A 24,791-nucleotide genomic window follows, 5' to 3' on the forward strand; every position below is an offset into this window, starting at 1 on the left:
GCGATCCGTATACTGCCAGACGTAGTGCTTAGAAGGAGCATGTGTTGATGTATCGATGGTATCTTGCGCTCTGCGGCCTGCTGCTGGCTCTGCTGCCGATCCGGGCGCATGCGCAGACCGCCGCGCCGCCGACCGTGGTCAAGCTCGCCGGGACGACTCCGGGGCGGGTCTATGCTGGGACGATCTGCGGCGCGTACGAGCAGGCCGTTGGAGACGGGCGCTGGGTGAAAATCGGCGGGCTGGACGATCAGATCGTCGATCTGGTGCAGCTTAAGAACGATGCGCTGGTGGCGATCGGCGGCGGGAAGGTCTTTCGTCGCGCGCCGGGCGAGGCCTGGCAGGCGGCGAATATCGATGTTGGCAGCGCGCGGGCGCTGGCCGTCGATCCAACGGGTGAGCGAGTCTATATGCTGGCTGGCAGCAGCAGCTATGCCGTCTTCCGCTCCGACGATGCAGGTCGTACCTGGCGGATTCTCACCAGCACCACCGCCGATGCCGCGCCCTTCGATCTTGCGGTCGCGCGCGACATCACGACCGGCCAGGATGTGGTGCTCTTCGATTTCGGGCTGAGCGGTCGCGTGGGCGGCTCCGTGCTAATGCGCTCCCTGGATGGCGGCGCGACCTGGGGCGAGCTGCCGACGAGCGCCGACCCAAGCATACGCCTGCGGCTTGGCAGCATCTTTTTCGATTCGAGAACCTTCAGCTTCTATATCCATGCATCGAAGCCCAACGATCCGACCAATCGGCTCTACCGTCTGGCGGCGACAGGCAGCACGCTGGAAGAGGTCGGCATCCCCGCCGACGTGCAGACCGGCGGGATCAGTGCCCTGACGACGTATCCCGACACGATGGTTATCGCAGGGCCGAAGGGCGTCTTCGTCGGGCCGATCGGAGGCGGCGCGAACGCCTTCCGGCGCTACGAGCAGGGCCTTGAAGGCGCGCAGGTGCTCGATCTGATCACCACGTCGGCTCCGCGCGTGGGAACAGCAATCTACGCAGGCACGACGCGCGGCGTCTTCACCGGCAACCCATCGGCGGTCGACAACTGGTTCGGCGTCTCGACGGGCCTGGCGGCGTGTCCCAGCCAGGGACCATCACCCTTCGATCGGATCGCGCCGTTTCCCGACTCGGCGCAGCGGCGCTATTTTCCAGAGACAGGCCACGCGCTGAGCTACGAGTTTAAGCGCTTCTGGGAGCGTAACGGCGGCCTTGCAGTCTTTGGCTATCCGCTCAGCGAGGAGTTTGTCGAGCGCAACGTCGATCTGGGCCAGGACTTTACCACGCAGTACTTCGAGCGTGAGCGCTTCGAGTTCCACCCTGAGAATCGCGAGCCGTATCGCGTGCTGCTGGGTCGGCTCGGCGATGAGCTGCTCAGGTCGCAGGGCCGCGACTGGCGCAACGAGGACGCGCCCAATAATCCGTTTCCCAATAGCGCCTGCCAGACGTTCAGCGTGGGCGGGCAGCAGCGGAGCGTGTGCGGGCCGTTTCTGCAATACTGGCGCGCGCATGGTCTTGAGTTCGACGGACGGCGCGGCACGTCGTTCAACGAGAGTCTGGCGCTCTTTGGGCTGCCGCTGACGATGCCCAGGGTCGAGAAAAATCCCGACGGCAGCGAGGTGCTGACGCAGTGGTTCGAGCGCGCGCGCTTCGAGTATCATCCCACCAACCCCGATCCGTATAAGGTGCTGCTGGGTCGGCTGGGCGCTGAGGTGCTGAGGGCGCGCGGCGTGCAAGTTCCCTAGCGCCTCGTCAGCCGGAGGTTGTGGGAGTCTTCCAGAGATGCCTGTGCTCAGGCAGAGTCGCAGGAGCACGTTTCCAAGAGGGTTCCGTGACTCTGCACCAGCCAGGACGATCCGCAATCAGCGTGAGTGCGATGCCGCGATGAGCTACCATGATATATTCGGATCATAACAACACCGCCCGTCGGCTGCCCTGGAGCGAGGCAGCGGCGGATCGAGAGCTTGAGCACAGCGCGGCGCTGGTCGCGGGAGCGGCGGAGACGGGATTGCCCGCGATCCGCTGGTATCGCATTGCGCCGCCCGCGCTGGTGCTGGGCGTGTCCCAACAGCCGCACGAGGTCAACCTGGCAGCCTGTGCTGCGCGCGGCGTTCCTGTCCATCGGCGGGCGAGTGGCGGCGGGGCTGTGCTGTGTGATGAGGCGCTGCTGATGCTCGACCTGGCGTTTCCACGCGGGCATCCGCTCGCACTGAGCGATATTACGGCGTCCTACCAGTGGCTTGGCACCGCCTGGGCCGCGACGCTCGCTGAGCTGGGCGTGGATGCGCAGCTGGTGCCGGTTGCGGAGGCTCGCGCCGATGCTCAGACGCTCGAACCGCTGGTCAAGCGCGTCTGCTTCGCGGGGCTGTCGCCGTATGAGGTTGTGTCCGCGCAGCGCAAAGTGGTCGGGCTGGCGCAGCTACGTGGACGCGGTGGCGTGCTCTTCCAGGCAGCGATTCATCTGCGCTGGAGGCCGGAGCGTACAGCCGAGCTGATGGCGGTGACACCATCCGAGCGCGCTATCCTGACTGATTGGCTGGGGCGGCGGGTTGTGGGGTTGGAGGAGCAGTGCGGGCGTGCGGTGGAGGCTGCCGAGGTAAGCCGGAGCTTCGAGACGGCGCTTGAGCGGCAGACCGGCATGCGCCTGCTGGACGACGATTGGAGCGACGATGAGCGCGCGGCAGGAGCGGCAGCGCATGCCCGCTTCGCTGAGCTTGTGCCCTGAAATGTATGTGCTGATCTCGGCCTTAACCATGAAGAGCGCAGCCCTAATCGGAGGGCTACTCTCGTGCGCGTAGCCTCATTTCGGCAGGATCGCGACCCTCTACCTCGTATGCAGCCTGACACGTTAGCTTCTATAGGTACTTCCTGAGCATGACCACTTCAGGTTTCCATGATGTGACTGGACGAAGGGGTGCTCTCAGCTTATGCTGGATCGTAGCACTAATCGCAAGGGGAGAGCATCATGAAGCGGAAGATGCAGGATAGCCTATGAGTCGGGAGGCTATTGTCCAGGCACTGTCAGAACACGTGCCTCACTTTGCTCAGCAGATCGTCGATGCACTGCTAGCTGCTCGGCTTGAAAGCTACATGGGCTTTTCGCAAGAACAACTGCTGAATATGGCTACTGCGGCGCTGCAAGCCTTTTTGCGCGATCTGTCCGAGGATCAGGAAGTTGCATTTGCGGCGTACTGGCAGCGCGTCGCCGAAGTGCGCGCCGAACAGGGGTCGCGAGTTGAGGACTTGCTGCGGGCCGTTTACCTCAGCGAAGAGCTTTTGCATGCCTTTGTCGCCAAGCGGTTTGCGAGCGATCAGCCGCTCCAGATGTGGTGGTTGGGTCGGCTTCATGCGATTGTGTATGCCGGAGTGATCTATCTTTCGCAGATATTTATCGCTGTTCGTGAGCGCGTGATTCGTGCGCAGGCCGATCAGATTCGTGAGATGTCCACGCCGATTGTTCCGCTGCACGATGGCATTCTGGCCCTACCGCTCGTCGGCGTGATCGATTCGTACCGCGTTGGGCAGATCATTGAAACGCTGCTCAATGGCATTAGCGAGCACCAGGCCGAGGTGGTGATCGTCGACATCACGGGCGTGCCGATTGTGGACACTACGGTGGCGCATTACCTCTTGCAGGCGTCACGCGCGGCGCAACTGCTCGGCGCGCAGGTTGTGCTGGTGGGTATTAGCGCGGAGATTGCCCAGGCGATCGTCCAGCTTGGTGCCGACCTGTCCTCGATCAGGACCAGATCGAATATGAAGGCGGGTATCGAATATGCCCTCTCGCAGTTTGGGCTACGCATTACCGGCTAAGCGCGCGGGTGCTATAGAGGACGATCGCGAGCATCGGCACGAACATCTAGACTTCGGTGGGGAAACGCAGCAAAAAAAGATCGAGCATTGCGGCTCGATCTTTTTTGCTTGTCTTGGATCGGGAGACGGACTCGAACCCACAGCCATCTGCTTGGGTCCCCACCCGTGGGACGATCTCCGGCCTCCCGAACGTCTGTCTAGCAGACCACAGCTTTGCATCGCATCAGACGTTCACGATTTATCCCGTGCCACCGTGGAAACTGGAAGCACATTACCCTCGATGATTAGCAAGGCGCGGCACACCGCGTAGGGGTCCACGCAGGAGCAGGCTATCGGGCCGGGGCGCACGATCGCCCGCCTCCCTGAGGATGGGATGCGCCGATTCTCCTCCCACCCGGCAGGTGACAGCGCATCGCGACCAATAGCGCCCTTATCGTCGAGCGTGGCCGGGAACTTGCTGTGCCGGTTGGCGGTTGGCGCGACGACCACCGCGACGCAGCGGAAGCCATCGCGGTGCAGGTGTTTGACGAGCTGCGCGGAATCATCCGTGATGTTGTGGGCTTCATGCCCGTTAATCAGTACGAGCGCGCTGCTCTGATCGCACCCGCCTGGCTCTGTCCCTGAGAGGAGGATTGAGATGTCCCACAAAATCATCGTCCTGATCGCTATGGTCCTGCTGCTCGCCGGCGTTGGCCTCGCCTTCAGCCGCCCCGCTGCGACGGTCACGCCGAACGACGCGGCGTTCACTACCACCACGATCACCGACGATGGATGGATCTGCACCGATACGGTCGCCGCGTCAAGCTGCGAGCCAGCGCCCTAGGGGCGCGCGAGGCGCTGCCGCCCAGCGCACCCGATCCCCAATCGAGCGCACCAACCCCCAACCCCATCAGTTTGAGCGTGCTTCCCTGACGCGCACGAGCGTCTCAGGACCAGCAGGCGAGTGCCTAGCACCGCGCTGGCGCCTCTGCGTGCGCTCGATACCCGTCGGCGCACCCCCAACGCTTCCCGGTATCACCGTCGCGTGTGACGGTAGCTGCCACACGGATCAGCGATACTAGATATGTCGGGTTGCGCGCCCTGAACCCCTCCGCGCTGCCCGGCGCTCAATGAGATGAGGCGATGATGCCAGGGACACCCGAACCCTCATCTGTCACCCGCGTGCTGCGTGAGCGGGCGACCGCCGCGCCGGTTTCGATCCGCGAGCCGGACACCCCGGCCAGCGAGAAGCAGCGGCAGTGCATGGAGCACCTGCTCACGGAGCTGGGCTGGACGAATGAGCGGCTGGCCGCGTTTGCCGCCGAGCGCATGGTGAATCTGCTCACGCTCACTAAGCGCGAGGCGGCCAATGGCAGCAGCGCCCGCGTGTGGTCAAGCCGCGCACCAGCACGCCCGCGCAGGCCCGCCGGGTATAGGTAGAGCACAGAAAGGCACGAGGTATGGAACAGGCACCGAACCAGAGCATTCCCTACGCGATCTACGAGTACGCGACCAACCGCCAATTTTTCAACGTGTACAGCTACCTCCAGATCGATCAGCTCAAGCTGGAGATCGTCGACTACAACCGCGAGCAGCGCAGACACGTCCGGTCTGCTGTCTGCTGGCTCGATGTTGGCCGGGCCAAGCTGCTTGTGCATCGGGCGCTGAGTGGTCGCGCCATAGGCTGGAAGTTCGAGAGCTTCGGCGGCTCGGAGCGGGATGGCGCGATTGAGAGCCGGATCTTCCGCTTCGAGCATGACACCGTAAACGGCCAGTTTGCAAAGTTTCCCTACCGCCTGACGATTGAGACGGGCCAGGGCAAGCGCACCGTCACCGGCGGCTACTCGCCCGTCGGCAAGCCGCACACCCAGGTGAGCATCCGTCTGCCGGAGGAAGACCTGGAGATCATCTGCCTGGAGATCCGGGACTACCTCCAGGCGCATCAGTTTCGGGTCGAGCGAGTCCGGCGTGGAGCGCAGCGGCAGGCGTATGAGGAGCGCCAGGCCGCACGCGACACGACCGACGATCTCCCGCGTCCGGCCAGTCCAGCGCGGCAGGCTGGGGCGTATCGATCATAATTTGTTCGGCAGGCCGCTGCTCCCCGGCGGCCTGCTTCGTCGGAGCAAGGATGGATCGATGGACGCCTATTACATCGACAGTATGGATCAGTACATCGCGAGCGCAACGCATGATCTACTGAGCGCTGCCGACGAGCAGCGCCTGGCGCGCGCCTACCGCGCCGGGGATGACGCGGCCCTCAACGCGCTGATCGAGCACAACCTGCGCCTGGTCGTCTCGATCGCGGCAATGTATCAGGGCCACGGGCTAGCACTGACCGACCTGGTGCAAGAGGGGAATGTCGGGCTGGTGAAAGCCGCGCGGAAGTTCGATCCTGAGCAGGGCCATCGCTTCTCGACCTACGCGACGTGGTGGATTCGGCAGGCTGTGCTGCGCGCGCTGGCCGACCAGAGCCGAACGATCCGCCTCCCGGTGCATCTCCACGACCTGGCGGTCAGGGCGTGCAAGGTCCGCGCAGCGCTCATCGGCCAGCTCGATCGCGAGCCAACCGTCGCGGAGCTGGCCGCCGCGCTGGGTGTCTCGGCTAAGAAGGTGCAGGTCTGCCTGGACGCGCTGCACGCGGAGTCGTCCCTCGATGCGCCGCTGCGCCGGGGCCAGGACATGGACGACGCGCCGACGCTGGCTGATCGTCTGGTCGCGCCTGGATCGGTGGAAGCGCAGGCCGAACAGGCGGATCGCAACGCCCGTCTCCGCGCGCTGGTTGCGGCACTGCCGGAACGCGAGCAGCAGGTGCTAGCGCTGCGCTACGGCCTCACCGACGGCAGAAACCGCACGCTTGAGGAGGTTGGCGCGGTCTTCGGCATCACCCGCGAGCGCACCCGGCAGATCGAGGCGCATGCGCTTACGACCCTGCGGTCGGGCGCGTATGGGCTGTCGTAGGGTGCAAGGGTGAACCGCTGAGAACGCCCTGCTGCGGCGACGGTGCGCGGCGGAAGCTCACGGCGGCGCAGTGTGGATAGCTTATGTCGCTCATAGGAGATACGCGGCTGGATGATCCGGTCTTTCGCTCATAGAAAGGCAGCGCTGGGGCGGCAGCAGGTCTTTCGCATTGTGCGATGCAGCTCGGCGCGCGTGGTGCCGGAGGTTGAGGACGATGTATCACCGCGCTGGATGCGCCTATCTCCCACGCCTTCGATGCAGGCGCACCAGCGCACCTGATCAAGGAACTAGTTGGTCATGCGAGTCTAGAGACGACCTCACGGTATGCACATGCGAGGTTAGAAAAGGGCAGTGCCGAATATATCAAGATGTAGCAGTGGTTGTCGCATCGCTCACGCGCCACGATCGATGCGACAACTCCGCAAGAATCACACGATTGGCAAAAAGCGCTGTCGGTCGGCAGGCTCGGTGGCGTATCCTGCTATACTGGTCGCGGCGGCGCGGTTTGATGTTCTCGAAACCAGCCCCGTGCGCGTCCCGCTACTATGCAAAAGGAGCCTCCGTGATGCGTGATGGCGATGCCCTCCCAACCAAACACGCGCTGCGCGCCGAGATGGACGCCAGCTTGACCCAATTCTTAGCGGTTATCGATGCGCTCTCCGATGATGACCTGCTCATCCCCCACGACGACGCCGGCTGGTCGGTGCGCGATCATCTCACCCATCTGGCCGTCTGGGCCGACGGGATTGCGGCGCTGCTCCGTCGTGACGATCGCTGGGCCGCCATGGGCCTGGTGCTTGACCCTGCCGATGACACAGAACCGGAGTACGATGTCCTCAACGCCCAGATCCAACGCCAGCACCATCACCTGACCCCGGCTGCCGCCCGCGCCCAGCTCGTCGCGGCCCACGAGCGCGTGGCCGCAGCGGTGGACGCCCTTGCCGACAGCGACCTGTCGGCACCCTATGAGCACTTCGTCGCACCCTTTACGGGACAGGAAGGCAGCCTGATCTACGAGTACATTTTGGGCAACACCGCTCACCACTATGACGAACATACACCCTGGATCATAGCGATCGTTCAGGGGGAGCGTCGCGGGGAGTGAGGGCGTGTGACGCTGCATGGAGCTCGAGGGCGTGCGGTGCGGCTGCCGCCGAAGAACGTGCTGGAAACCACGCGCGAATGCTGCGGTGTGGCGTTCGGCGGGTTTCTCGATGCACCCGCCCTCCGCACGCCGGTGGGATGTTGGATGAGTGAGGTGGGGTATGCGCATGCTTGATTTCTCGGCGGACCGGGCCACCACGATTACCCAGTTTGCTAGCATTGGGGCATCCAGCGTGCATCTTGGAGACGGCGAGGGTCACGCCCACATCTATTGTGTCCGGTTTGAAGCGGGCGGCGCTATTGGACCGCATCCGACGGGCTTTGGGCAGCTCTTTCTGATCGTCGACGGCGCGGGCTGGGTCAGCGGTCCCGACGGCGTACGGGTCGCGGTGTCGGCTGGACACGCCGCCTATTTTCCCCGTGGCGAGCTGCACGCGAAAGGAAGCGAGACGGGGATGACGGCGATCATGATTCAGGTGGACACGCTGCGACCGGCACCAGCGGTGGAGTAAGCGGCGGCGCACATCTGCAACGACGCGCGCATCATGCGCTGGATGACCGCTGCATCAGAACCAGCTCGTCCGCGCACCCGAAAGGTCTGCGCGAACGAGCACGCTCACTGGCATTCCGTTTCGCTGCGATCGAATTGAATCTCTCCGTTGACCAGATGCATGGTATAGGTGAAGGTACACGTGACACCGTCCGCCCGCGTCGTGGTCGAACGTATCTGCTGGCTGAGCAGGTGCAGCAGTTCGTCTTTCTCCAGCCGCTGGAAGTGGGACGTGGACTCTCCCTCATACACGAGCGCCCCAGCCGGGTCGGTCAGGCGGAAGGTCGCACGGACCTGCCCGGTGTAGATCGCATGGCCGGCGGGCGTAAAGGTTTCATTCGCCACGCCCTCAGCCGTCATGCATGCCGTATAGCCATCGTCGTCATGGCAGTTCGAATCGCTGATCCGAATGGCACCGCTCCCAGGGGTCGCATAGGCGGGGGCTCCCGCCACCACGCCCACCACGAGCAACGTGAGCACCGTTACCGCCACGACCACCGTTCGTTGTACTGTGAACATCAGCGTTCCTCCATAGCCTCCCACCACACGTCCGTGCGATGGACACAGAGCTTCCGAGATACGCCCATTGTAGTGGGGGGGACGGCGCGTGCAACCGAACTTTCGACCAGAGTCGCTGTCCGACCTTGAGCGGTGTCGGTCCCACGCCATCCGCCGATTCACGCGCTCCCGCCGTAGTGTATCCTCCCCAAGCGCGGTGGTGGGGACGCCCTGATTCATGCCCATCCTCTTGTGCGCCACCCGACTCGACAGGTGCCGCGTCCGTGGCTATACTCACGGCAGCATGCACCTCGTGGCATCTTACGCTAGCATCCTCGACAGCCGCACAGCGGGTGGGTGATGCGTAACCCTGCGGAGTAACGGAGGCCAGTATGAGCGAGCACGTGTACAAGGTGATCGAGTTGGTTGGCTCATCAAAGACGGGGATCGAAGACGCGGTTGCGAACGCCCTCAGTAGAGCGTCGGCCACTATCCGCAACATGCGGTGGTTTGAAGTGGTCGAAACGCGGGGCTACATCGAGAACGGCGGCATCGCGTACTGGCAAGTGACCGTCAAACTTGGCTTCACGGTGGACGAGTGACGGCCATCGCCACCGGCAGCGAACGTGTCGCGCGGACGCGGTCCTGGCAAATGAGGCTGCGTCCGAGGGCGGGCGGCGGGGCCAGCGTCAGGTGCGCTGGCCGGTGATCGTGGGGGAGTAGGTTCCGTGATCTGCGCCGGGCGACGTGATGGAGGGCTGCCACACGCGCTGAACACGGTGCCACCGGGAATGAGAATCGGATGCTGTAGGCCAACCATCCTGGTGGGCGGGCTGGGGTGTACCATACATTGCACCCTTGCCCCATCGGATACAATCATGATTAAGCCAGCTTAGGAGCACACATCCTATGAAGGACTCGCAGGTGTTACATGACGTATTGGCAGGTACAGACAACCCAACCCTTCCTCGCCATGACACGTTGCCCAGCAGCTCGTTTCCTCCGCAGCCCCAGATCGATGACGAGACGTACCTGAAAATCTGGGAGATCGAGCAAGGTCATACGAATACGCGCTGGACCGTTGCCACCTTTTTCCTCAGCGTCAGCTTTGCGATCTTTGGCTTTTCGTTCCAGGAGCAGTTGCGCCAACCCCTGCCCCACGTCGCCCGCCTGTCTGGTTTAATTATCTACTGGTTTGCCTATCTGGTGTTCTCCCGGTTCAACATCTACACGGACTTTTTACGGACCTACTTACGCGAACTGGAAGCGGCACAGCGGACGACCCTTGATATTCAAACGCGAGCGCGCGCCTTGATGCGTGGCGGTTCTCGGAGACGTCTGTCGGCTACCCGCTTACTCTTCTACTTCGGCATGGTGTATGCGGGGGGCGTCGGCACCTTATGGTGGCTGGGCTGGTAGCACGGAACGCCAGGTCCAGGCGTCCGCGATCAGTTTCTATCGCCAACTGAGGGTGCGATTTATCAGGTTCTCGCTCAGGCGGTCCAAGGTCGAGCCATCATCTGTATGAAAGCCCGGCCTGCCGATGTTTTTTGTGGCACGTCCCCATGAAAACCGGGCGGCCTTAAATCGGATTGCCCAAAAACATATTGATTTTCTCCTGTGCGATCCCGTCACCCCTCGACCAGTCCTTGGCATTGAACTCGACGACTCAAGCCAAGTGCGGCGGCCAGGAGATTCCGCATCCGACCAGCGGGAAGGTCTTCGGGATTGCTCGGCGGGAAACCGGTACAGCACTGGCCTAAGCTTGCTGATCTGCCGGGACTGAGCGAGGGAGCGCGCCTCCTGCGCTCCTGCGGCTCGACCATCACCCATGAGGAGGCCCAGGAATCTATGCAGCAGACATTCACCCCGCCGCTTCCAAGCGGCAAGCAGGTCGAGAGGTGCTATCCCGACCTGGCTCAGCTCATTCTCGACGGCGACTCATACGATGCGTAGCTGCGATCCCGATACATATGTCAGCATGATGCTCACCGTGCGGGATAGCTCCGGTGCGATCGCATCCGCGATGGAGATCTGCCGGTGTGGTGCAGGCGCGTCTGTAGAGCGGGTGGCGTCAACAGTAACGAACCACCCCGATCACCGGGATCGGGGTGGTTGGTGCGTGGGGAGGGTGAGGGGGCCAGGCGGTGTTGATAGACGGCTGCAAAGACCTGTTATCCCACGATCTCCCCATCCCGCGCTCGCTTCGCGGAGGCGTCCCTAGCCGTGGCGCGTGCCGCAGACGGCGCTAGCAAGCCCGATCCCGCTGTCGCTGCGCCGCCGCGTACTGGCGCTGCTGCTGGCAGGCGCAGAGCGCGTGCCACCTGCGCACGATCCAGATTGTTCGGGACGGACATCGCGGCGCCGCCGGTTTATCTCTGCCGAACAGCAGTGCCACATCGGATCATGAAAGGGTTTTTATCGGCGGTCTTCTCCAGGAGATCCGTACACCCTTCCGCTGTCTCTGCTTCGCCATCTCTGACGCTTGACGTAATCTCCGGTTTTCGGTTTTGAGTTGTGCGTTTTCGAGTTTTCCGCCCCGTGTGGAGGCTCCAGTGGGGAAAAGACGCCAAAAAGGACGACGTAGCGCTACGTCGTCCCTATCTGGCGTGCTGTGGAGCGGGAGACGGGACTCGAACCCGCAACCATCTGCTTGGAAGGCAGATGCGCTACCATTGCGCTACTCCCGCAGGCTGGTCGGGGTGATAGGATTCGAACCTACGACCCCAGCGTCCCAAACGCTGTGCGCTACCAACTGCGCCACACCCCGACGCATGAAAGTATAACGGATGACATGGGCATCGTCAAGGAAAGCCGGTGTGCTATAATACCTGTGTATGCGCTGTCCATATTGCCAGGCGAACGATACACAAGTGCTGGATACACGCAAGCTCGATCAGGGCGCCACGATTCGGCGTCGGCGGCGGTGCGAGGCGTGTGGACGGCGTTTTACAACGGTGGAGCGAATCGAGCCGCCGTCGCTGCTGGTCGTCAAGAAGAGCGGCAATCGTGAGCCGTACGAGCGCGAGAAGGTGCTCGGCGGGATCAAGACCGCGCTCTATCGTCGACCGATCGCGCCCGACGCCGCCGAGCGGATCGTGAATGAGGTCGAGGCCGCGCTGATGGCCTGCGATCTGCCGGAGGTGCCCACGGTGGTCATCGGCGATCTGGTGATGGATCGGCTGCGCGAGGTCGACGAGGTGGCCTATATCCGGTTTGCCTCGGTCTACCGCGCATTCAACGACGTGGGCAAGCTGCGCGAGGCGATGGATGCGCTGCGCAATACGACACCGTAACGCTACTCAACTCATAACGATCTTTCTTTGCGCGTCAGCATGGTTGCTGACGCTATTTTTGAGGATGGCATGCCAACTCAACCACCTGTGATGGACGAAACACCTGAGACAACCGATCATACGACCGAAGCTCCGGCGAAGCGCGCGCGGGCAGCGGCGAAAGAGAAAGCGCCGCGCGCAGCCAGGCCGCCGCTCGGCCAGGTGCTCCGTGAGCTGGACTGGCTGACTCTGCTGGTCGTTGGGCTTGGCCTGGGCGCGCTCTGGATCTTTGTGATCGTGGACGGCGGCCCGCTGCAAATCCTGGCCGGGCTGCTGCCGGTGACGGCTGGCATTCTTGTGGGCCGTCGTGTACAGCGGCATATCGTCTGGCACGCCGTGCTCCTGAGCCTGATCGCGACGATTGCGGCTGCTGTTGCCGGAGCGATCATCCTGTCAACTCGTCAGGTACTCGCCGAGGAGACGGCGCAAATCCTGTTCATCGCGATCCTGACGCTGCCGATCTTTCCGGCGCTGGGCGTGATCACCGCGTCGCGCAGCGAGCAGCGGCTCCGCGCGGCCCGCGAAGAAAACGAGAAGCGCGGCGGGCGGCTCGATCGGCCTGGTCGGGTGCGCTCCATTGACGATCTGCGCGCGCTGTCGCTGCCGCAGTTGGGCGGCTACGTCGCCGATCTGTTCCGCAAGCACGGCTTCTTGATCAACGACTATCGCTTCGAGAAGGAGCGGCTCGATTTCCAGGTAAGCTACGAGGGTGAGCCGTGGCTGCTGCGCGTGACCACCGCTGAGAAAGTCAAGCCCGGCTTTGCCCAGGAGCTGGCGCAGCGCATGAAGGCAGAGGGCGTCAAGAAGGGCGTGGTCATCACCTCGATGGATTTTCAAGAGGGCGCGGCGCGCTGGGCCAAAGATAAGCCGATTGTGCTGCTGGACGGCCCTACGCTGCTCTCGATGAACGATTAGCGCCTCGTGCGGGGATAAGGCAGCGCAGAAACAGGAAACGCAGAAACAAGGGAATAAAGGAACAAGGGAACACGCGATAGCACAAGGAACAACGAAGTTGAGCGTTTGGTTCGTTTGTTCTTTGTTTGATTCTCAGTTCTCGGTTCTCGGCGCTTGGTCCTCCGCCAGCGCCTCCTCGTACACGGCGCGGATCGAGGCATACTTTCGATCGAACGTCAGCTCACGTAGCACCTTGGCCCGACCACAGGCTCCCAGCCGCTCGGCCAGCGCGCGATCCGCAAGCAAGCGCCGGATCTGCTCGGCCAGCCCCGTCACGTCGCCGAAATCCACCAGCAGACCGTTCTGCCCGTCGTCGATCACGGCGGGCACGCCGCCTGCCCGCGCGCCGATCACCGGCAGATTGTACATCCAGGCTTCCAGATACACGATCCCAAACGAATCGGTACGCGAGGGCATGACGTACAGATCGGCGGCGGCCAGCGCATCCAGCTTCGTCTGATGCGGCGCGGCCCGCAGCAGCAGCATGCGCTGTCTGGTCGACTCCGGCAGCGCTGAGTAGAACTGCTCGAACTGCGCCAGCGTCGTCGCGGCGATCAGCACCAGCGTCGCGTCGCTGCCGCCCTGCCAGAGCCGCTGCATGGCCGCGATCGTGTGCATCGTGCCTTTGTCGAACGCCGCAGCGCCGATCGCCAGGACAACCGGGCCGCCGACGTTGTGCTCGCGCCGGAAGCGCTGGGCATCGCCGCCGACCAGCGCTTCGGGGCGCACCCAGCAGCCGATCGTGCGCAGCTTCTCCTGGGGCACGCCGCGCTGCCGCAGGTAATCGCCTTCGAGCTCGGTCTGGACCATCACATATTTTGATTGACGTAAGATCGCAAGGTGATGGCGCTGGCTGTAGTAGCGCACGATCTGGCGATTGCCGGGCTCTCCCAGGTGGACGAATGGCGTGCAGAGATGCGGAATGCCTCGGCGCTGCGCGAAGCGTAGAGCGGGCAGGATCGTGAAATCGAGCGTGATGTTGGTGGTGTGGACCAGATCGAAGCGCTCGCTGGTCGTCGCCAGGTAGCGATACATCGCCGGGACGCGCGGCGTCAGCAGCGCCATTCGGTTCAGCAGCGGCGTGGTGCCCGGCAGGCGGCCCAGCTCGACCATCAGCCGCCGCAGGATCGGGTAGCCGATCGGCGGGCCGGGCGCGCGCTGCACCGGAAAGCGTTTGATGCACACGCCGTTATGGATCGTCTCAGGCTCGGAGATCGTCTTGCGGCGCGCTGCCCAGAAATGATCCAGATCCCAGGCGTCGGTTGTGAGTACCGTGACCCGATGCCCGTCCGCGACCAGCCGCTCGCTCAACTCCTTGAAGTAGCCCTCGGAGCCGCCGACGTAGGGATAGTAGCGCTGAATGACGTGTAAAAAGTGCATACGCCGCATGATACGGGCGGAGCCGCCGATCCGCAAGGGGCGACCATGCAGGTCGCCCTTGCATGATCGCCTCTTTGCGTACAAAGGTTGAACGTGCTTGCGCTACTGGTGCCAGAGCGGCCAGCGGTCATCGACCGTGTTGTTGGTCAACTGCGTGACGCGCGCCGGGTTGTCGATGCTCAGCTTGTAGATCTCGTAGTCGCCGTCGCGATTCGAGTCGAAGATGATCTCGAAGCCGTTGCTGGCCCACGAGGCCGCGCCGTCGTCCGCGCCGCTGGTCGTCAGCCGCTGCTCGCCGCTGCCGTCGATATTGGCGACATACACATCGCCCTGCCCGTTGCGGTTGGAGGCAAAGAGGATCTTGCCGCCGCTGGGTGAGACGCGCGGGAAGTAGTTGTCGGCATTGGCCTGCTTGACGATCGGACGAATGTTGACCAGATTCGCCGGGATGTACTGGTCGCTCGGCGTGTAGGTGTACTGAATGTCGGCGCGGTAGATCGCGAACTTGCCCTCACAGTTCGCTGCGAAGACGATCCCCGATCCGTCCGCCAGCCAGCTTGGCGACTGATACACGCAGTTGTCGCGGTACGGCATGGCGACGCTGGGCGTGACGCGCTCCGCGCCGAACGGCATGATCGCGATCGACGACAGGTTGCCGGGCTGGTGGATCACCGCGATCTGCGTTCCGTCGGGCGAGACAGCCGCGTTGAAGGCGTTGCTGCCGAACTCGCTGCCCGCCGTGTGCTGCTTCACATCCGCGCCATTGTTCAGGTTGATGCTGAAGAGCTGGCGCAGCCCGCCGTCACGGCGCGAGTCGGTCATAAGCCGGGGCGATTCGCCCTCCACGTAGCTCCGCCGCCACGAGTAGGGCACCGTCTCCTGCGTGCCGCTCGTGATCTGCCGCAGGTTGAAGCCGTTGGCGTCCATCAGAAACGTCTCCCAGTGGTCGGCGGAGGCCAGCCGCGAGGCAAAGGCGATCGGCAGATCGGGCGGATTGTCGAGGCCGCCCTGCCAGGGCTGTCCCAGGTGCGGGTAGCGCCACTGGAAGTAGTGCTGGCCGACGTTGCCCATCTCGACGCGGAAGGCCGCCGGATTCGACGGCGTGTACGTGACGACGCGCCGCTCGTAGAGCTGGACCAGAATGTCCTTCTCGACGCCGCCCACCCTGGCGCGCACCCAGTAGGCGTCGGTGATCGGGTAGCCGAAGGCAAACAGACCGTTGACCGGGCCGTTCTGGATGAAGTCGCGGAAGACGCGCGGCACGTTATGGCCGGTGATCGTGTTGTAGGTCACGATCTCGGTCGCCGGATCGCGGGCAAGATCGGCGTTGTTGGTACGATTGCCCGCCTTATCCAGCACCGCGCCGACGCGCTGGCCGGTCCGGTCGGGATCGCGGTAGCCGTTGTCGACGGTCGCGACGCCTCTGAACGATTCATAGGTCGGCGCGTTCGGGTTGGTGGTGCCGGGATCGCCCGCGACCGGAACGTTGGCGGGCTGGCGCTGGATATTCTGATCCTCGCCGGTGCCATCACCCATCTTGACGCGGCCCGACACCATCTCGACGCTCAGCAGGCCATTGGTGACGCCCTGCACGGTGGCATTGTTGGGATTGTTCAGCTCCATGCGCGCTTTGTCGAAGTACTGGACCTGGCGCAGGCCGTTGGGCGACTGTTGGTAGTATTCCTTGTAGCCGAACCAGGGGCCTGGACCCCAGGTGTAGGAGCGCTTGGCAGTGCCGTTCATGACGGCCTGATCGCTGGCGCGCCAGACGTTGAGAAATGTCTCATTGGCGAACTGAAAGCGGTGATTGCCGTCCCACAGCCCGGCCCGCGCGGGCGCGACTCCGGCTAGGGCGGCGAAGCCCATCAGGGCCGCTGCGCCCCAGCGCCGCCATGCTTGACGAGACTGACCGTTCATATGGTTGTCCTCCTGTGATGACTTCTGTTTGCGACAGGAGCACTATATGCCTTTTGCACGTCGAAGCCGATCATAGCCGTGTGATATGGGGCTTGGATGGGGATGAGCTGGCTATCAGGTTCGACGCCCTTCCGCGCGGTGCCGATCTGCCGCCTTTCCGACTGGCGTCCAGCTTTCGACTCATAGCTGAGCAAAGGAATCTGGGGCTCAAGCTATCATACATCTGATCGTGCGGCGCAAGTGTTGCCTTTTCGTAACTGGGTCGGTACAATAGCACTACCCTACGCTGTGCGCAGGTGAGTCCAATGTTTTGAGTCTACATTGGTTTTGAAGGGGAGCTCAGACTCGGACGGGAATGTGGTTCGCCCACTGCACCTGACGGCTGGCACCCACCTACCGTGAGGTAGGCTTCAAAACACGCTCACCTGCTTCAGGTGGGGTTTTTCTATGGTCTGTGCGCGTCACCTACCCAAGGATCGCCGCTATGCTCTATCTCTTCTATGGCGCCGATGAGCTTGCGCGGGCAGAGGCGCTCGCGGCGCTCAAAGCCTCCATTCCCGCCGATCTGACCGATCTCAATCTGACCGTTTTAGAAGGACGCCGGCTCAAGGTCGATGCGCTGGCTGCGGCCTGCGAGGCGATCCCGTTTCTCTCCGACCGCCGACTGGTGATTGTCGAGGATGCGCTCAAGCAGATCAAGTCCGGCGATCTGCGCGACGCGATCAAGGCCTACCTGCCGCGCGTGCCGGAGACGACCGATCTGGTCTTTGTCGAGCGCGAAGATTTCGATAAGCGCTCAGCGCTCTACACCGCGCTCAAGAAGGCCGCGACCGTCCGCGAGTTTCTGCCCAGGGAGGGCGCGGATCTTCAGCGCTGGCTTCAGGAGCGGGCGAAACTGCTCGATGTGCGGCTCATGCCCGACGCGGGCGCGCTGCTGGTGGAGCTTGCGGGCAACGACAGCCGCTCGCTGCTCAACGAGCTACATAAGCTGGCGGCGTATGCCGGAATCGGCGGCACGATCGCTCGTGACGACGTGCGGCTGCTGGTGCAGGATACCGGCGAAAGCTCGGTCTTTGCGTTCGTGGATGCGCTCGCGGCCCGGCAGCTCGGCCCCGCGCTGAAGCTGCTGCACGATCTGCTGGACGAGGGCCAGGCTCCGACCTATCTACTGTTTATGATCGCACGCCAGGTACGCATTTTGTTGCAGGTCAAGGAGCTGGCCGATCAGCGCATGCGCCCCGATTCCATCGCGTCGGAGCTGGGCCAGAAGCCGTTCGTGGTGCGCAAGGCGGTCGAGCAGGCGGCGCGCTTCCAGTCCGATACGCTGCTCCAGCTTCACGATCGGCTGCTGGAGCTGGATCATTGGTCGAAGACAGGCCGGATCGAGGCCGACGCCGCGCTGGAGCTGCTCGTCGCCGAGACGTGCGTCGTGCCGGGGCAGCAAGCGGCTGCGGGCGGCGGGCGTGTGGCTCGGACGCGCTAGGCTGATGGTCGGGGATGAGGGCCGCAACTCCAATTCTCCGACTTTTGCCTGATTGACATGGCCGATAGCCGCTGCTATACTCGCTGACAGTTAGCCGATAAGGAGACGCTGTTGATGAGCGCAATCCCGACAACCGTATGTGCATGGGCGATGACGACACCGCCATTCGCTCATACATGGGAGAAGTGCGCCCGCCAGACGTAGCCTGTATCACAATGTCATCACTGGCCGTGGGGCACTTCGGTAGCTCCCACGGTCTTTTTGTTGCGCTAGCCGATGGTACAGCGCGCTGCCGTGAGCCGTGGGAGCTTCGAGATCCACGGCTTTTGTGCGTCCCCGGCAGAACGACGGCGACGAAAGGACAAGGCATGGACAATTCGCTGAGTCACCACCGGAGCTTGCTTGTCACCTACGTGAGGCCGCAGCGGATCAAAGTTGCGGCGCTGACAGTATTATTGCTCGGCAGCATCGGGCTGCAACTGCTCAATCCGCAGATCTTGCGCTCGTTCATCGACGGCGCAACCGGCGCGCATGGCACGGCGGGGACGATCCGCGATCTGATCGGCCTGGCCGCTCTGTTTATCGTCGTGACGCTCGTCTCGCAGGCCGTCGCGGTCGGCGCGACGTATCTCGGCGAGCAGGTGAGCTGGACCGCAACCAATCGCCTGCGCAGCGATCTGGCTCGCCACAGCCTGCATCTCGATATGCAGTTTCATCACACGCGCACGCCCGGCGAGCTGATCGAGCGCATCGACGGCGACGTGACCGCGCTCTCCACCTTTTTCTCCCAGCTTGTGATCAAGATCTTCGGCAGCATGATTCTCCTGATCGGCGTGCTGATCGTCTTGTTTCTGGAAGATCCCCGCATCGGCGCGGCGCTCACGGCCTTTACGCTCTTCGCGCTCCTGGTCCTGATCGGCAGCCGCAACTTCGCCGTCGCCAGCATGGCCGCCGACCGTCAGGCGCACGCTCAGTTGTTTGGCTTTCTGGAAGAGCGTCTGGCCGGGCTGGACGATCTGCGGGCCAACAGCGCGGGCGGCTATGTGATGCGGTGGCTGTACCAGGCCATGCGCGACGTAGCGCACAAGGGTCTGCGCGCGGTGATGATGAGTTCGACGGTCTGGATGCTCACGATGGGCCTCTTCGCGCTCGGCTACGCGCTAGCGCTCGGTATGGGCGCGTATCTCTACAGCGCGGGGGCGATCTCGATCGGCACGGTCTATCTCTTCTTCCAGTACACCGAGATGCTGCGCCGCCCGCTTGAGCAGATTTCCGAGCAGCTCAAGGAGTTTCAGCGGGCTAGCGCCAGCATCGGGCGGGTGCGCGAGATGTTCGCGATCCAGCGGACGATCGCCGACGGCCCCGGCGCGGCCTTTCCTGCGGGTCCGCTGGCGGTCGAGTTCGCGGGCGTGACGTTTGGCTACGGCGACGACGCGCCTGTGCTGGACGAGATAACCTTTCGGCTTGCGCCGGGCAAGGTGCTGGGCCTGCTGGGCCGTACCGGCAGCGGCAAGACCACGCTGACCCGGCTGCTGTTCCGGCTGTACGACATCGACGCTGGCACGATCCACCTGGGCGATGTCGATCTGCGCGACGCCAGGCTGTCGGATCTGCGCCAGCGCATCGGGATCGTCACGCAGGATGTGCAGCTCTTCCAGGCGACCGTCCGCGATAATCTCACGCTCTTCGACCCCACGATCTCGGACGACCGGATTATGCAGGCGCTAGCGGATCTTGAGCTGATGCCCTGGCTCCAATCCCTGCCCGGCGGCCTGGATACCGAGCTGGCATCCGGCAACGGCGGCCTCTCGGCGGGCGAGGCGCAACTGCTGGCGTTCGCGCGGGTGTTTCTCAAAGATCCCGGCCTGGTGATCCTCGATGAGGCGTCGTCGCGGCTCGACCCGGCCACGGAAGCGCGGATCGAGCGGGCGATCGATAAGCTGCTGCGCCCTGATGGCAGCCGTCGCACCTGCATCATTATCGCGCATCGTCTGAGCACGGTACAGCGCGCCGACGAGATCTTGCTGCTGGAGCGCGGCAGGATCGTCGAGCACGGCGCGCGGGCGCAGCTAGCCGACGATCCCGAGTCGCGCTTCTTCAAACTGTTACAGACCGGCATGGCGGAGGTGCTGGCATGAATCCATTAATCTGCGGCTGGCGGCTGATCCGCTGGCGGCCCTGGCACTACACTATCAGCTTTATCTTGTGGCTCTCGTTCTACCTGCTGCCGCTGGCGACCGGCCTGCTGACGCGCGAGATCTTTAACGCCCTGACCGGCGACGCGCCCGCGACGCTCGGCGTGTGGACCCTGCTGGCGCTGGTGGTTGGCAGCGAGGGCATGCGCATTCTCACATTCGCCCTGGCGCTCTTCGTCTGGATCGCCTTCTGGTTTGCTGCCCACGCGCTGATGCGCGGCAACGTGATGCGCTGGATCGTGCAGGGGCCGGGATCGCGCGTGCTGCCCGACTCGCCGGGTGAGATCGTCAGCCGCTTCCGCGACGATGTCGAGGAGTTCATGATCTACTTCGACAACTATCTCGATCTGGCAGGTCAGGGTATCTTCGCGCTGATCGCGCTGGCGATCATGATGCGGATCAACTGGCTGATCACTGTCGTGGTGCTCCTGCCGCTGGTCGGGATCGTCGCGGTGACGCATATCATGAGCACGCGCATCAAGCGCTACCGCAGCGCCAACCGCCAGACGACGGGGCGGATCACCGGCTTTATCGGCGAGATATTCGGCGGCGTGCAGGCGCTCAAGGTCGCGTCGGCAGAGGACCATGCGATCGACCACTTCGATCGTTTGAGTGCGGCGCGGCAGAAGGCGGCGCTCAAGGACCGGCTCTTCACCGAGATTCTAGACTCGTTCAATCTGAACACGGCGAACCTAGGCATCGGCCTGATCCTGCTGCTCTCGGCTCAGGCGATACAGGCGGGCAGCTTTACGATCGGCGATTTTACGCTCTTCGCGGGCTATATCGGCTGGATCGCGGGCTTTCCGCGCTGGGTCGGGCGACAGTTGGCCCGTCATAAGCAGGCATCGGTTTCGATCGACCGGCTGACGGCGCTGCTGGAGGGCACCGCGCCCGCCGCGCTGGTCGAGCACACGCCGACCTATATCAAAGGGCCGCTGCCGGAGGTGCCGCACACGCCCAAAACCGGCGCGCATCGCCTCGACGTGCTGACGGTCGACGATCTTTCCTTCCGCTACCCAGGATCGAGCCGTGGCATTGAGGGCGTGAGCCTGCGCCTGGAGCGCGGATCATGTACCGTGATCACCGGGCGCATCGGCGCAGGCAAGACGACGCTGCTGCGCGTGCTGCTGGGGTTGCTGCCCAGAGCATCGGGCACGATCCGCTGGAACAATACGCTGGTGGACGATCCGGCCTCGTTCTTTGTGCCGCCGCGCAGCGCGTACACGCCCCAGGTGCCGCGTCTCTTCAGCGATACGCTGCGCGATAACATCCTGATGGGCCTGCCGGAGCAGCGCGCCGACCTCGATCTGGCCGTGCGGCTGGCGGTGATGGAGCAGGATATTCCCGCGCTGGAAGACGGCCTGGAAACGGTGGTCGGAACGCGCGGCGTGAAGCTCTCCGGCGGCCAGATTCAACGAGCCGCAGCGGCGCGCATGTTCGTGCGCGACGCCGAGCTGCTGGTCTTTGACGATCTTTCCAGCGCGCTTGATGTTGAGACTGAGCGGGTGCTGTGGGAGCGGCTCTTCGAGCACCGACAGGCCACGTGCCTGGTCGTGTCGCATCGGCGCGCGGCCCTACGACGCGCCGATCATATCATCGTGCTCAAGGATGGCCGGGTCGAGGCCGAGGGCACGCTCGACCATCTGCTGCTGACGTGCGAGGAGATGCAGCGGCTCTGGTACGGCGAGGCCGAGCCCGCGCCTGCCGCGCTGGATGAGGAGCTGTGATCCTGTAGAGGCAGATCACCCAGGGCACAGCATTGCTGTGGGGCGTATCGCAATACGCCCCATCCGACGTGTCCCAAACGTTGCTCACTGCTCGACCAGCCGAGGCTCGCGTTCGGGCTCCTCGCGCTCGTACAGCCACGTATCGCGCTGCTGCTTGGCCGCCTCGAAGAGCATCTGAAGCGCGACCGGATCGTTCAAGCTGTCGGCCAGGCCGCGCAGGAAGTCGGCCATGCTGAGCAGCCACGGGCGGATCGCCTCGGCGTTGGTCAGACAAATATCGCGATGCATGGTCGGATCGCCCGATGCCAGCCGCGTGAGATCGCGATAGCCGGTCGCGGCGACGGAGCGCATACGGGGCCACTGCTGATCGGCGGTGGTAAGCTGCGCCAGCGAAACGCTGAGCAAAAAGGGCAGATGGCTCACTGCGGCAACATAGCTGTCGTGCGCCTCCGCCGAGATGCAGAGCGGACGCGCTCCGATGCTGGCTACCAGCTTTTCCAGCGTCGCCACGGCCTCAGGCGCTGCCCGCTCGTGCGGCGTGAGGCAGTACACAGCGTTGCGGAACAGATCGACTCGTGCCGCGCCGATGCCGTGCCGCTCCGATCCGGCCATCGGATGCCCGCCGACAAACGAGACGTCAGGCGGCAGCAGATCCTCGGCCCAGGCCATCACCTGCGCTTTAGTGCTTGCTACGTCGCTGACGATCGTGCCCGGCCTGAGATGCGGCGCGATCGACGTAAAGATCGATTGCACCACCGTGACGGGCGTTGCCACGACGACCAGATCCGCACTGTCGAGCGCTTCGGGCAGCGTGAATGCCGGACGGTCGATCGCCTCGCGCTCGTACGCGCCTGTCACCGCTGCCGGATCACGATCCCAGCCGCAGACCACGACCTTAACCGGCGCTTCTCGGAGCGCGAGGCCCAGAGAACCGCCGATCAAGCCTAGCCCAATGATTGAAACATTAATCACGTTACGTTTGCCATCTTGCAATTAAAGGCCGACTATTGCAGCGTGATCTGCTCGTAGGTGGTGGAGCGACCCACCGCCTGGGCAACCGCACTGGCACGCTCCATGAGCCGCTCGAAGTTCTCCAGCGTGAGCGATTGCGAGCCGTCGGAAACTGCGCGATCGGGATCGGGATGGACTTCGATGATCAATCCGTCAGCGCCACACGCGATCGACGCCAGCGACATAGGTGTCACCAGACGCCACTTGCCCGTGCCGTGGCTCGGATCGGCGATGATCGGCAGATGCGTCATGCGCTTGGCATACGCTACCGCGTTGAGGTCGAAGGTATTGCGCGTGGCCGTCTCGAAGGTGCGAATGCCCCGCTCGCAGAGCATGACCTGCTTGTTGCCCGCCGCCATGATGTACTCCGCCGCCAGCAGCCACTCCTCGATCGTCGCCGACAGGCCGCGCTTAAGCAGCACCGGCGTGTTGGTCCGCCCGACTTCTTCGAGCAGCAGGTAGTTTTGCATGTTGCGCGCGCCGATCTGGAAGACATCGGCGTACTGACCGACCAGCGCCACGTCGGACGGCGTCATCACCTCGGTGATGATCGCCAGACCGGTTTGCTCCCGCGCCTCTGCCAGCAGCTCCAGGCCGCGCTCGCCCATTCCCCGGAAGGCGTAGGGCGACGTGCGGGGCTTGTACGCGCCGCCGCGCAGCAGCTTCGCGCCCGCATCGCGCACACCGTACGCGGTGCGCAGCAACTGCTCTTCGCTCTCGACCGAGCACGGGCCAGCCATCACAATCACCTCGTTACCGCCGATCTCAATATCGCGGACCCGCACAATCGTCGGGACTGGCTGGAACTCACGGCTGGCGAGCTTGTACCCTTTGCTGACACGCAGCGCTTTTTCGACGCCGTGCAGAGCTTCCATGGCCGCGCCCAGGCCGGATGGAATCGGCGTGCCGAGCACGCCGACCACGGTGCGCTCTTCGCCTTGCGACACCTGCCCGGAAAGGCCCATCTCCTCCAAGCGACGTAACACTTCCGCGACCTGTACGGCAGTAGCTCCAGCTTTCATTGCGATGATCATCTGTTTGCTCCTTTAATGGATTCTTAATTTAAGCTCTGTTTATGATGGGCCGAGCTGTTGCCATCGACGGCTACAGCCCAAAACATGCAATCTGATCAGGGACGCGCGTTGGGATAAAGCGATGCTGCCTGGGGCACATATCTAAGTAAATGCCTCTGCCGGGCCTAATATTCTGGCGCAGCGCGCATTGGGTATTAGATCGCAGGCGCTAGCTCAACCCCCCGCTCAGGCCGTAGTGCTGTCGCGCCACGGATATAGACGTGCTTGATCTCGGCCTGAGATTTCGGCGTGTTCCAATGGATCAGAATCCGAATACAGCGGGGTAGCGCTTTGGGAACCTGCATCTCGTGGGTACAGATGAGGGCAACATCATGCCAGCCGAGCGCGCGAGCGGCAAGAGCCGGAAATTCGGCATTGAGGTCGGGAGTGGCGGAGAAAATCACGCTGCCGATGTCTTCGGGATTGATGTCGTTCGCCTCGACCAGCAGCACCAGCAGCTCTCTGGTCGCTTGTAGGATTGCCTCGGGGGTGTTGGCTTCGCAGGTGGTAGCCCCACGAATGCCACGACAATACATGGTCATCCTAGCCTCCGGTGAGTAAAGATGCTCGATGGGAGTAGGCGGTTAGTGGTAAGAGTTCTCGGCCAGCGTCTTTGATAGCGAGAGGTTCTCGGCCAGCGTCTTTGGTGGGGCGAGAGGATTAATAAAGGAGCGTGGGCTATACTGCCACACGCTCCTTGCTTCACACAGTTGTGAGCACCTTCTACCAGCGTGCCGCAGTTCTCCCTGCTCCGCTAAAGTAGGAATAATAGTAAATATATTGGCGAGTGGTATCGTTCACAAGTTTATTCCTCTTT

At 63.3% G+C, this 24,791-nt stretch carries 23 protein-coding genes and 2 tRNA genes; 17 read left to right on the forward strand and 8 right to left on the reverse strand.

Translation table 11 applies throughout. From position 1 onward, the window contains the following. The first annotated feature begins 47 nt into the window (after positions 1-47). From VFZ66_23775 to VFZ66_23820, 10 genes are all read left to right on the forward strand, one after another. A complete protein-coding gene (locus VFZ66_23775) occupies positions 48-1,742 on the forward strand; it encodes a hypothetical protein (GenBank protein ID HEX6292229.1) in 1,695 nt (564 codons plus the stop codon). A gap of 149 nt (positions 1,743-1,891) precedes the next feature. After that, a complete protein-coding gene (locus VFZ66_23780; protein ID HEX6292230.1) occupies positions 1,892-2,722 on the forward strand; it encodes a hypothetical protein in 831 nt (276 codons plus the stop codon). Positions 2,723-2,988: 266 nt separating this feature from the next. Next, the gene (locus tag VFZ66_23785) at positions 2,989-3,810 is read left to right on the forward strand and encodes an STAS domain-containing protein (protein HEX6292231.1); all 822 of its coding nucleotides are present in this window, start codon (positions 2,989-2,991) and stop codon (positions 3,808-3,810) included. A 459-nt stretch (positions 3,811-4,269) separates the two neighbouring features. Beyond that, positions 4,270-4,434, forward strand: coding sequence for a hypothetical protein (locus VFZ66_23790; GenBank protein HEX6292232.1), 165 nt, complete (start codon positions 4,270-4,272; stop codon positions 4,432-4,434). A 13-nt stretch (positions 4,435-4,447) separates the two neighbouring features. Further along, complete coding sequence (locus VFZ66_23795; GenBank protein HEX6292233.1) at positions 4,448-4,633, forward strand: hypothetical protein; 186 nt, start codon at positions 4,448-4,450, stop codon at positions 4,631-4,633. A gap of 299 nt (positions 4,634-4,932) precedes the next feature. Beyond that, positions 4,933-5,229: a hypothetical protein gene (locus tag VFZ66_23800; protein HEX6292234.1), complete on the forward strand. Its 297-nt coding sequence runs from the start codon at positions 4,933-4,935 to the stop codon at positions 5,227-5,229. Between the two features lie 20 nt (positions 5,230-5,249). After that, a complete protein-coding gene (locus tag VFZ66_23805; protein HEX6292235.1) occupies positions 5,250-5,867 on the forward strand; it encodes a hypothetical protein in 618 nt (205 codons plus the stop codon). A 58-nt stretch (positions 5,868-5,925) separates the two neighbouring features. Beyond that, the gene (locus VFZ66_23810; protein HEX6292236.1) at positions 5,926-6,747 is read left to right on the forward strand and encodes a sigma-70 family RNA polymerase sigma factor; all 822 of its coding nucleotides are present in this window, start codon (positions 5,926-5,928) and stop codon (positions 6,745-6,747) included. A gap of 565 nt (positions 6,748-7,312) precedes the next feature. Then, a complete protein-coding gene (locus tag VFZ66_23815; protein HEX6292237.1) occupies positions 7,313-7,852 on the forward strand; it encodes a ClbS/DfsB family four-helix bundle protein in 540 nt (179 codons plus the stop codon). A gap of 160 nt (positions 7,853-8,012) precedes the next feature. After that, positions 8,013-8,363 carry a cupin domain-containing protein gene (locus VFZ66_23820; protein HEX6292238.1) on the forward strand — a complete coding sequence of 117 codons (351 nt, stop codon included), beginning with the start codon at positions 8,013-8,015 and terminating at the stop codon, positions 8,361-8,363. Positions 8,364-8,467: 104 nt separating this feature from the next. On the opposite strand, the gene VFZ66_23825 is transcribed toward VFZ66_23820, so the two are convergent. Next, positions 8,468-8,920: a hypothetical protein gene (locus VFZ66_23825; protein HEX6292239.1), complete on the reverse strand. Its 453-nt coding sequence runs from the start codon at positions 8,918-8,920 to the stop codon at positions 8,468-8,470. A 371-nt stretch (positions 8,921-9,291) separates the two neighbouring features. On the opposite strand from VFZ66_23825, the gene VFZ66_23830 reads away from it, so the two are divergent. Then, entirely contained in the window at positions 9,292-9,501 is a 210-nt protein-coding gene (locus VFZ66_23830) for a dodecin (protein HEX6292240.1), read from the forward strand. Positions 9,502-9,808: 307 nt separating this feature from the next. Next, positions 9,809-10,318, forward strand: a complete 510-nt coding sequence (locus VFZ66_23835) for a hypothetical protein (GenBank protein HEX6292241.1) — start codon at positions 9,809-9,811, stop codon at positions 10,316-10,318. Positions 10,319-11,514: 1,196 nt separating this feature from the next. Here VFZ66_23835 and VFZ66_23840 read toward each other — a convergent pair. Together VFZ66_23840 and VFZ66_23845 are read right to left on the reverse strand one after the other, a co-directional pair. Beyond that, positions 11,515-11,589 (reverse strand) — tRNA-Gly (locus VFZ66_23840). A gap of 4 nt (positions 11,590-11,593) precedes the next feature. Beyond that, positions 11,594-11,669 (reverse strand) — tRNA-Pro (locus VFZ66_23845). A 67-nt stretch (positions 11,670-11,736) separates the two neighbouring features. Between VFZ66_23845 and nrdR the strand changes: the two genes are divergently transcribed. Next, complete coding sequence (gene nrdR / locus VFZ66_23850; GenBank protein HEX6292242.1) at positions 11,737-12,195, forward strand: transcriptional regulator NrdR; 459 nt, start codon at positions 11,737-11,739, stop codon at positions 12,193-12,195. Between the two features lie 69 nt (positions 12,196-12,264). Then, positions 12,265-13,149, forward strand: a complete 885-nt coding sequence (locus VFZ66_23855; protein HEX6292243.1) for a restriction endonuclease — start codon at positions 12,265-12,267, stop codon at positions 13,147-13,149. Positions 13,150-13,281: 132 nt separating this feature from the next. On the opposite strand, the gene VFZ66_23860 is transcribed toward VFZ66_23855, so the two are convergent. Further along, a complete protein-coding gene (locus VFZ66_23860; GenBank protein HEX6292244.1) occupies positions 13,282-14,568 on the reverse strand; it encodes a glycosyltransferase family 4 protein in 1,287 nt (428 codons plus the stop codon). Between the two features lie 102 nt (positions 14,569-14,670). Then, positions 14,671-16,485 (reverse strand): hypothetical protein, encoded by a 1,815-nt coding sequence (locus VFZ66_23865; GenBank protein HEX6292245.1) that lies wholly within the window; start codon positions 16,483-16,485, stop codon positions 14,671-14,673. 484 nt (positions 16,486-16,969) lie between these two features. On the opposite strand from VFZ66_23865, the gene holA reads away from it, so the two are divergent. From holA to VFZ66_23880, 3 genes are all read left to right on the forward strand, one after another. Further along, positions 16,970-17,968 carry a DNA polymerase III subunit delta gene (gene holA / locus VFZ66_23870; GenBank protein ID HEX6292246.1) on the forward strand — a complete coding sequence of 333 codons (999 nt, stop codon included), beginning with the start codon at positions 16,970-16,972 and terminating at the stop codon, positions 17,966-17,968. 368 nt (positions 17,969-18,336) lie between these two features. Beyond that, positions 18,337-20,106: an ABC transporter ATP-binding protein gene (locus VFZ66_23875; protein HEX6292247.1), complete on the forward strand. Its 1,770-nt coding sequence runs from the start codon at positions 18,337-18,339 to the stop codon at positions 20,104-20,106. Next, positions 20,103-21,890: an ABC transporter ATP-binding protein gene (locus tag VFZ66_23880; protein HEX6292248.1), complete on the forward strand. Its 1,788-nt coding sequence runs from the start codon at positions 20,103-20,105 to the stop codon at positions 21,888-21,890. The genes VFZ66_23875 and VFZ66_23880 overlap by 4 nt, the downstream gene beginning before the upstream one ends. Before the next feature lie 84 nt (positions 21,891-21,974). Here VFZ66_23880 and VFZ66_23885 read toward each other — a convergent pair whose 3' ends face one another. From VFZ66_23885 to aroH, 3 genes are all read right to left on the reverse strand, one after another. Beyond that, positions 21,975-22,862 (reverse strand): prephenate dehydrogenase/arogenate dehydrogenase family protein, encoded by an 888-nt coding sequence (locus VFZ66_23885; GenBank protein ID HEX6292249.1) that lies wholly within the window; start codon positions 22,860-22,862, stop codon positions 21,975-21,977. Positions 22,863-22,894: 32 nt separating this feature from the next. Continuing rightward, the gene (gene aroF, locus VFZ66_23890) at positions 22,895-23,935 is read right to left on the reverse strand and encodes a 3-deoxy-7-phosphoheptulonate synthase (GenBank protein ID HEX6292250.1); all 1,041 of its coding nucleotides are present in this window, start codon (positions 23,933-23,935) and stop codon (positions 22,895-22,897) included. A gap of 194 nt (positions 23,936-24,129) precedes the next feature. Next, positions 24,130-24,516 carry a chorismate mutase gene (gene aroH, locus VFZ66_23895; GenBank protein HEX6292251.1) on the reverse strand — a complete coding sequence of 129 codons (387 nt, stop codon included), beginning with the start codon at positions 24,514-24,516 and terminating at the stop codon, positions 24,130-24,132. Positions 24,517-24,791 lie beyond the last annotated feature (275 nt).

The organism is Herpetosiphonaceae bacterium, from assembly GCA_036374795.1.
Taxonomy (GTDB): domain Bacteria; phylum Chloroflexota; class Chloroflexia; order Chloroflexales; family Kallotenuaceae; genus LB3-1.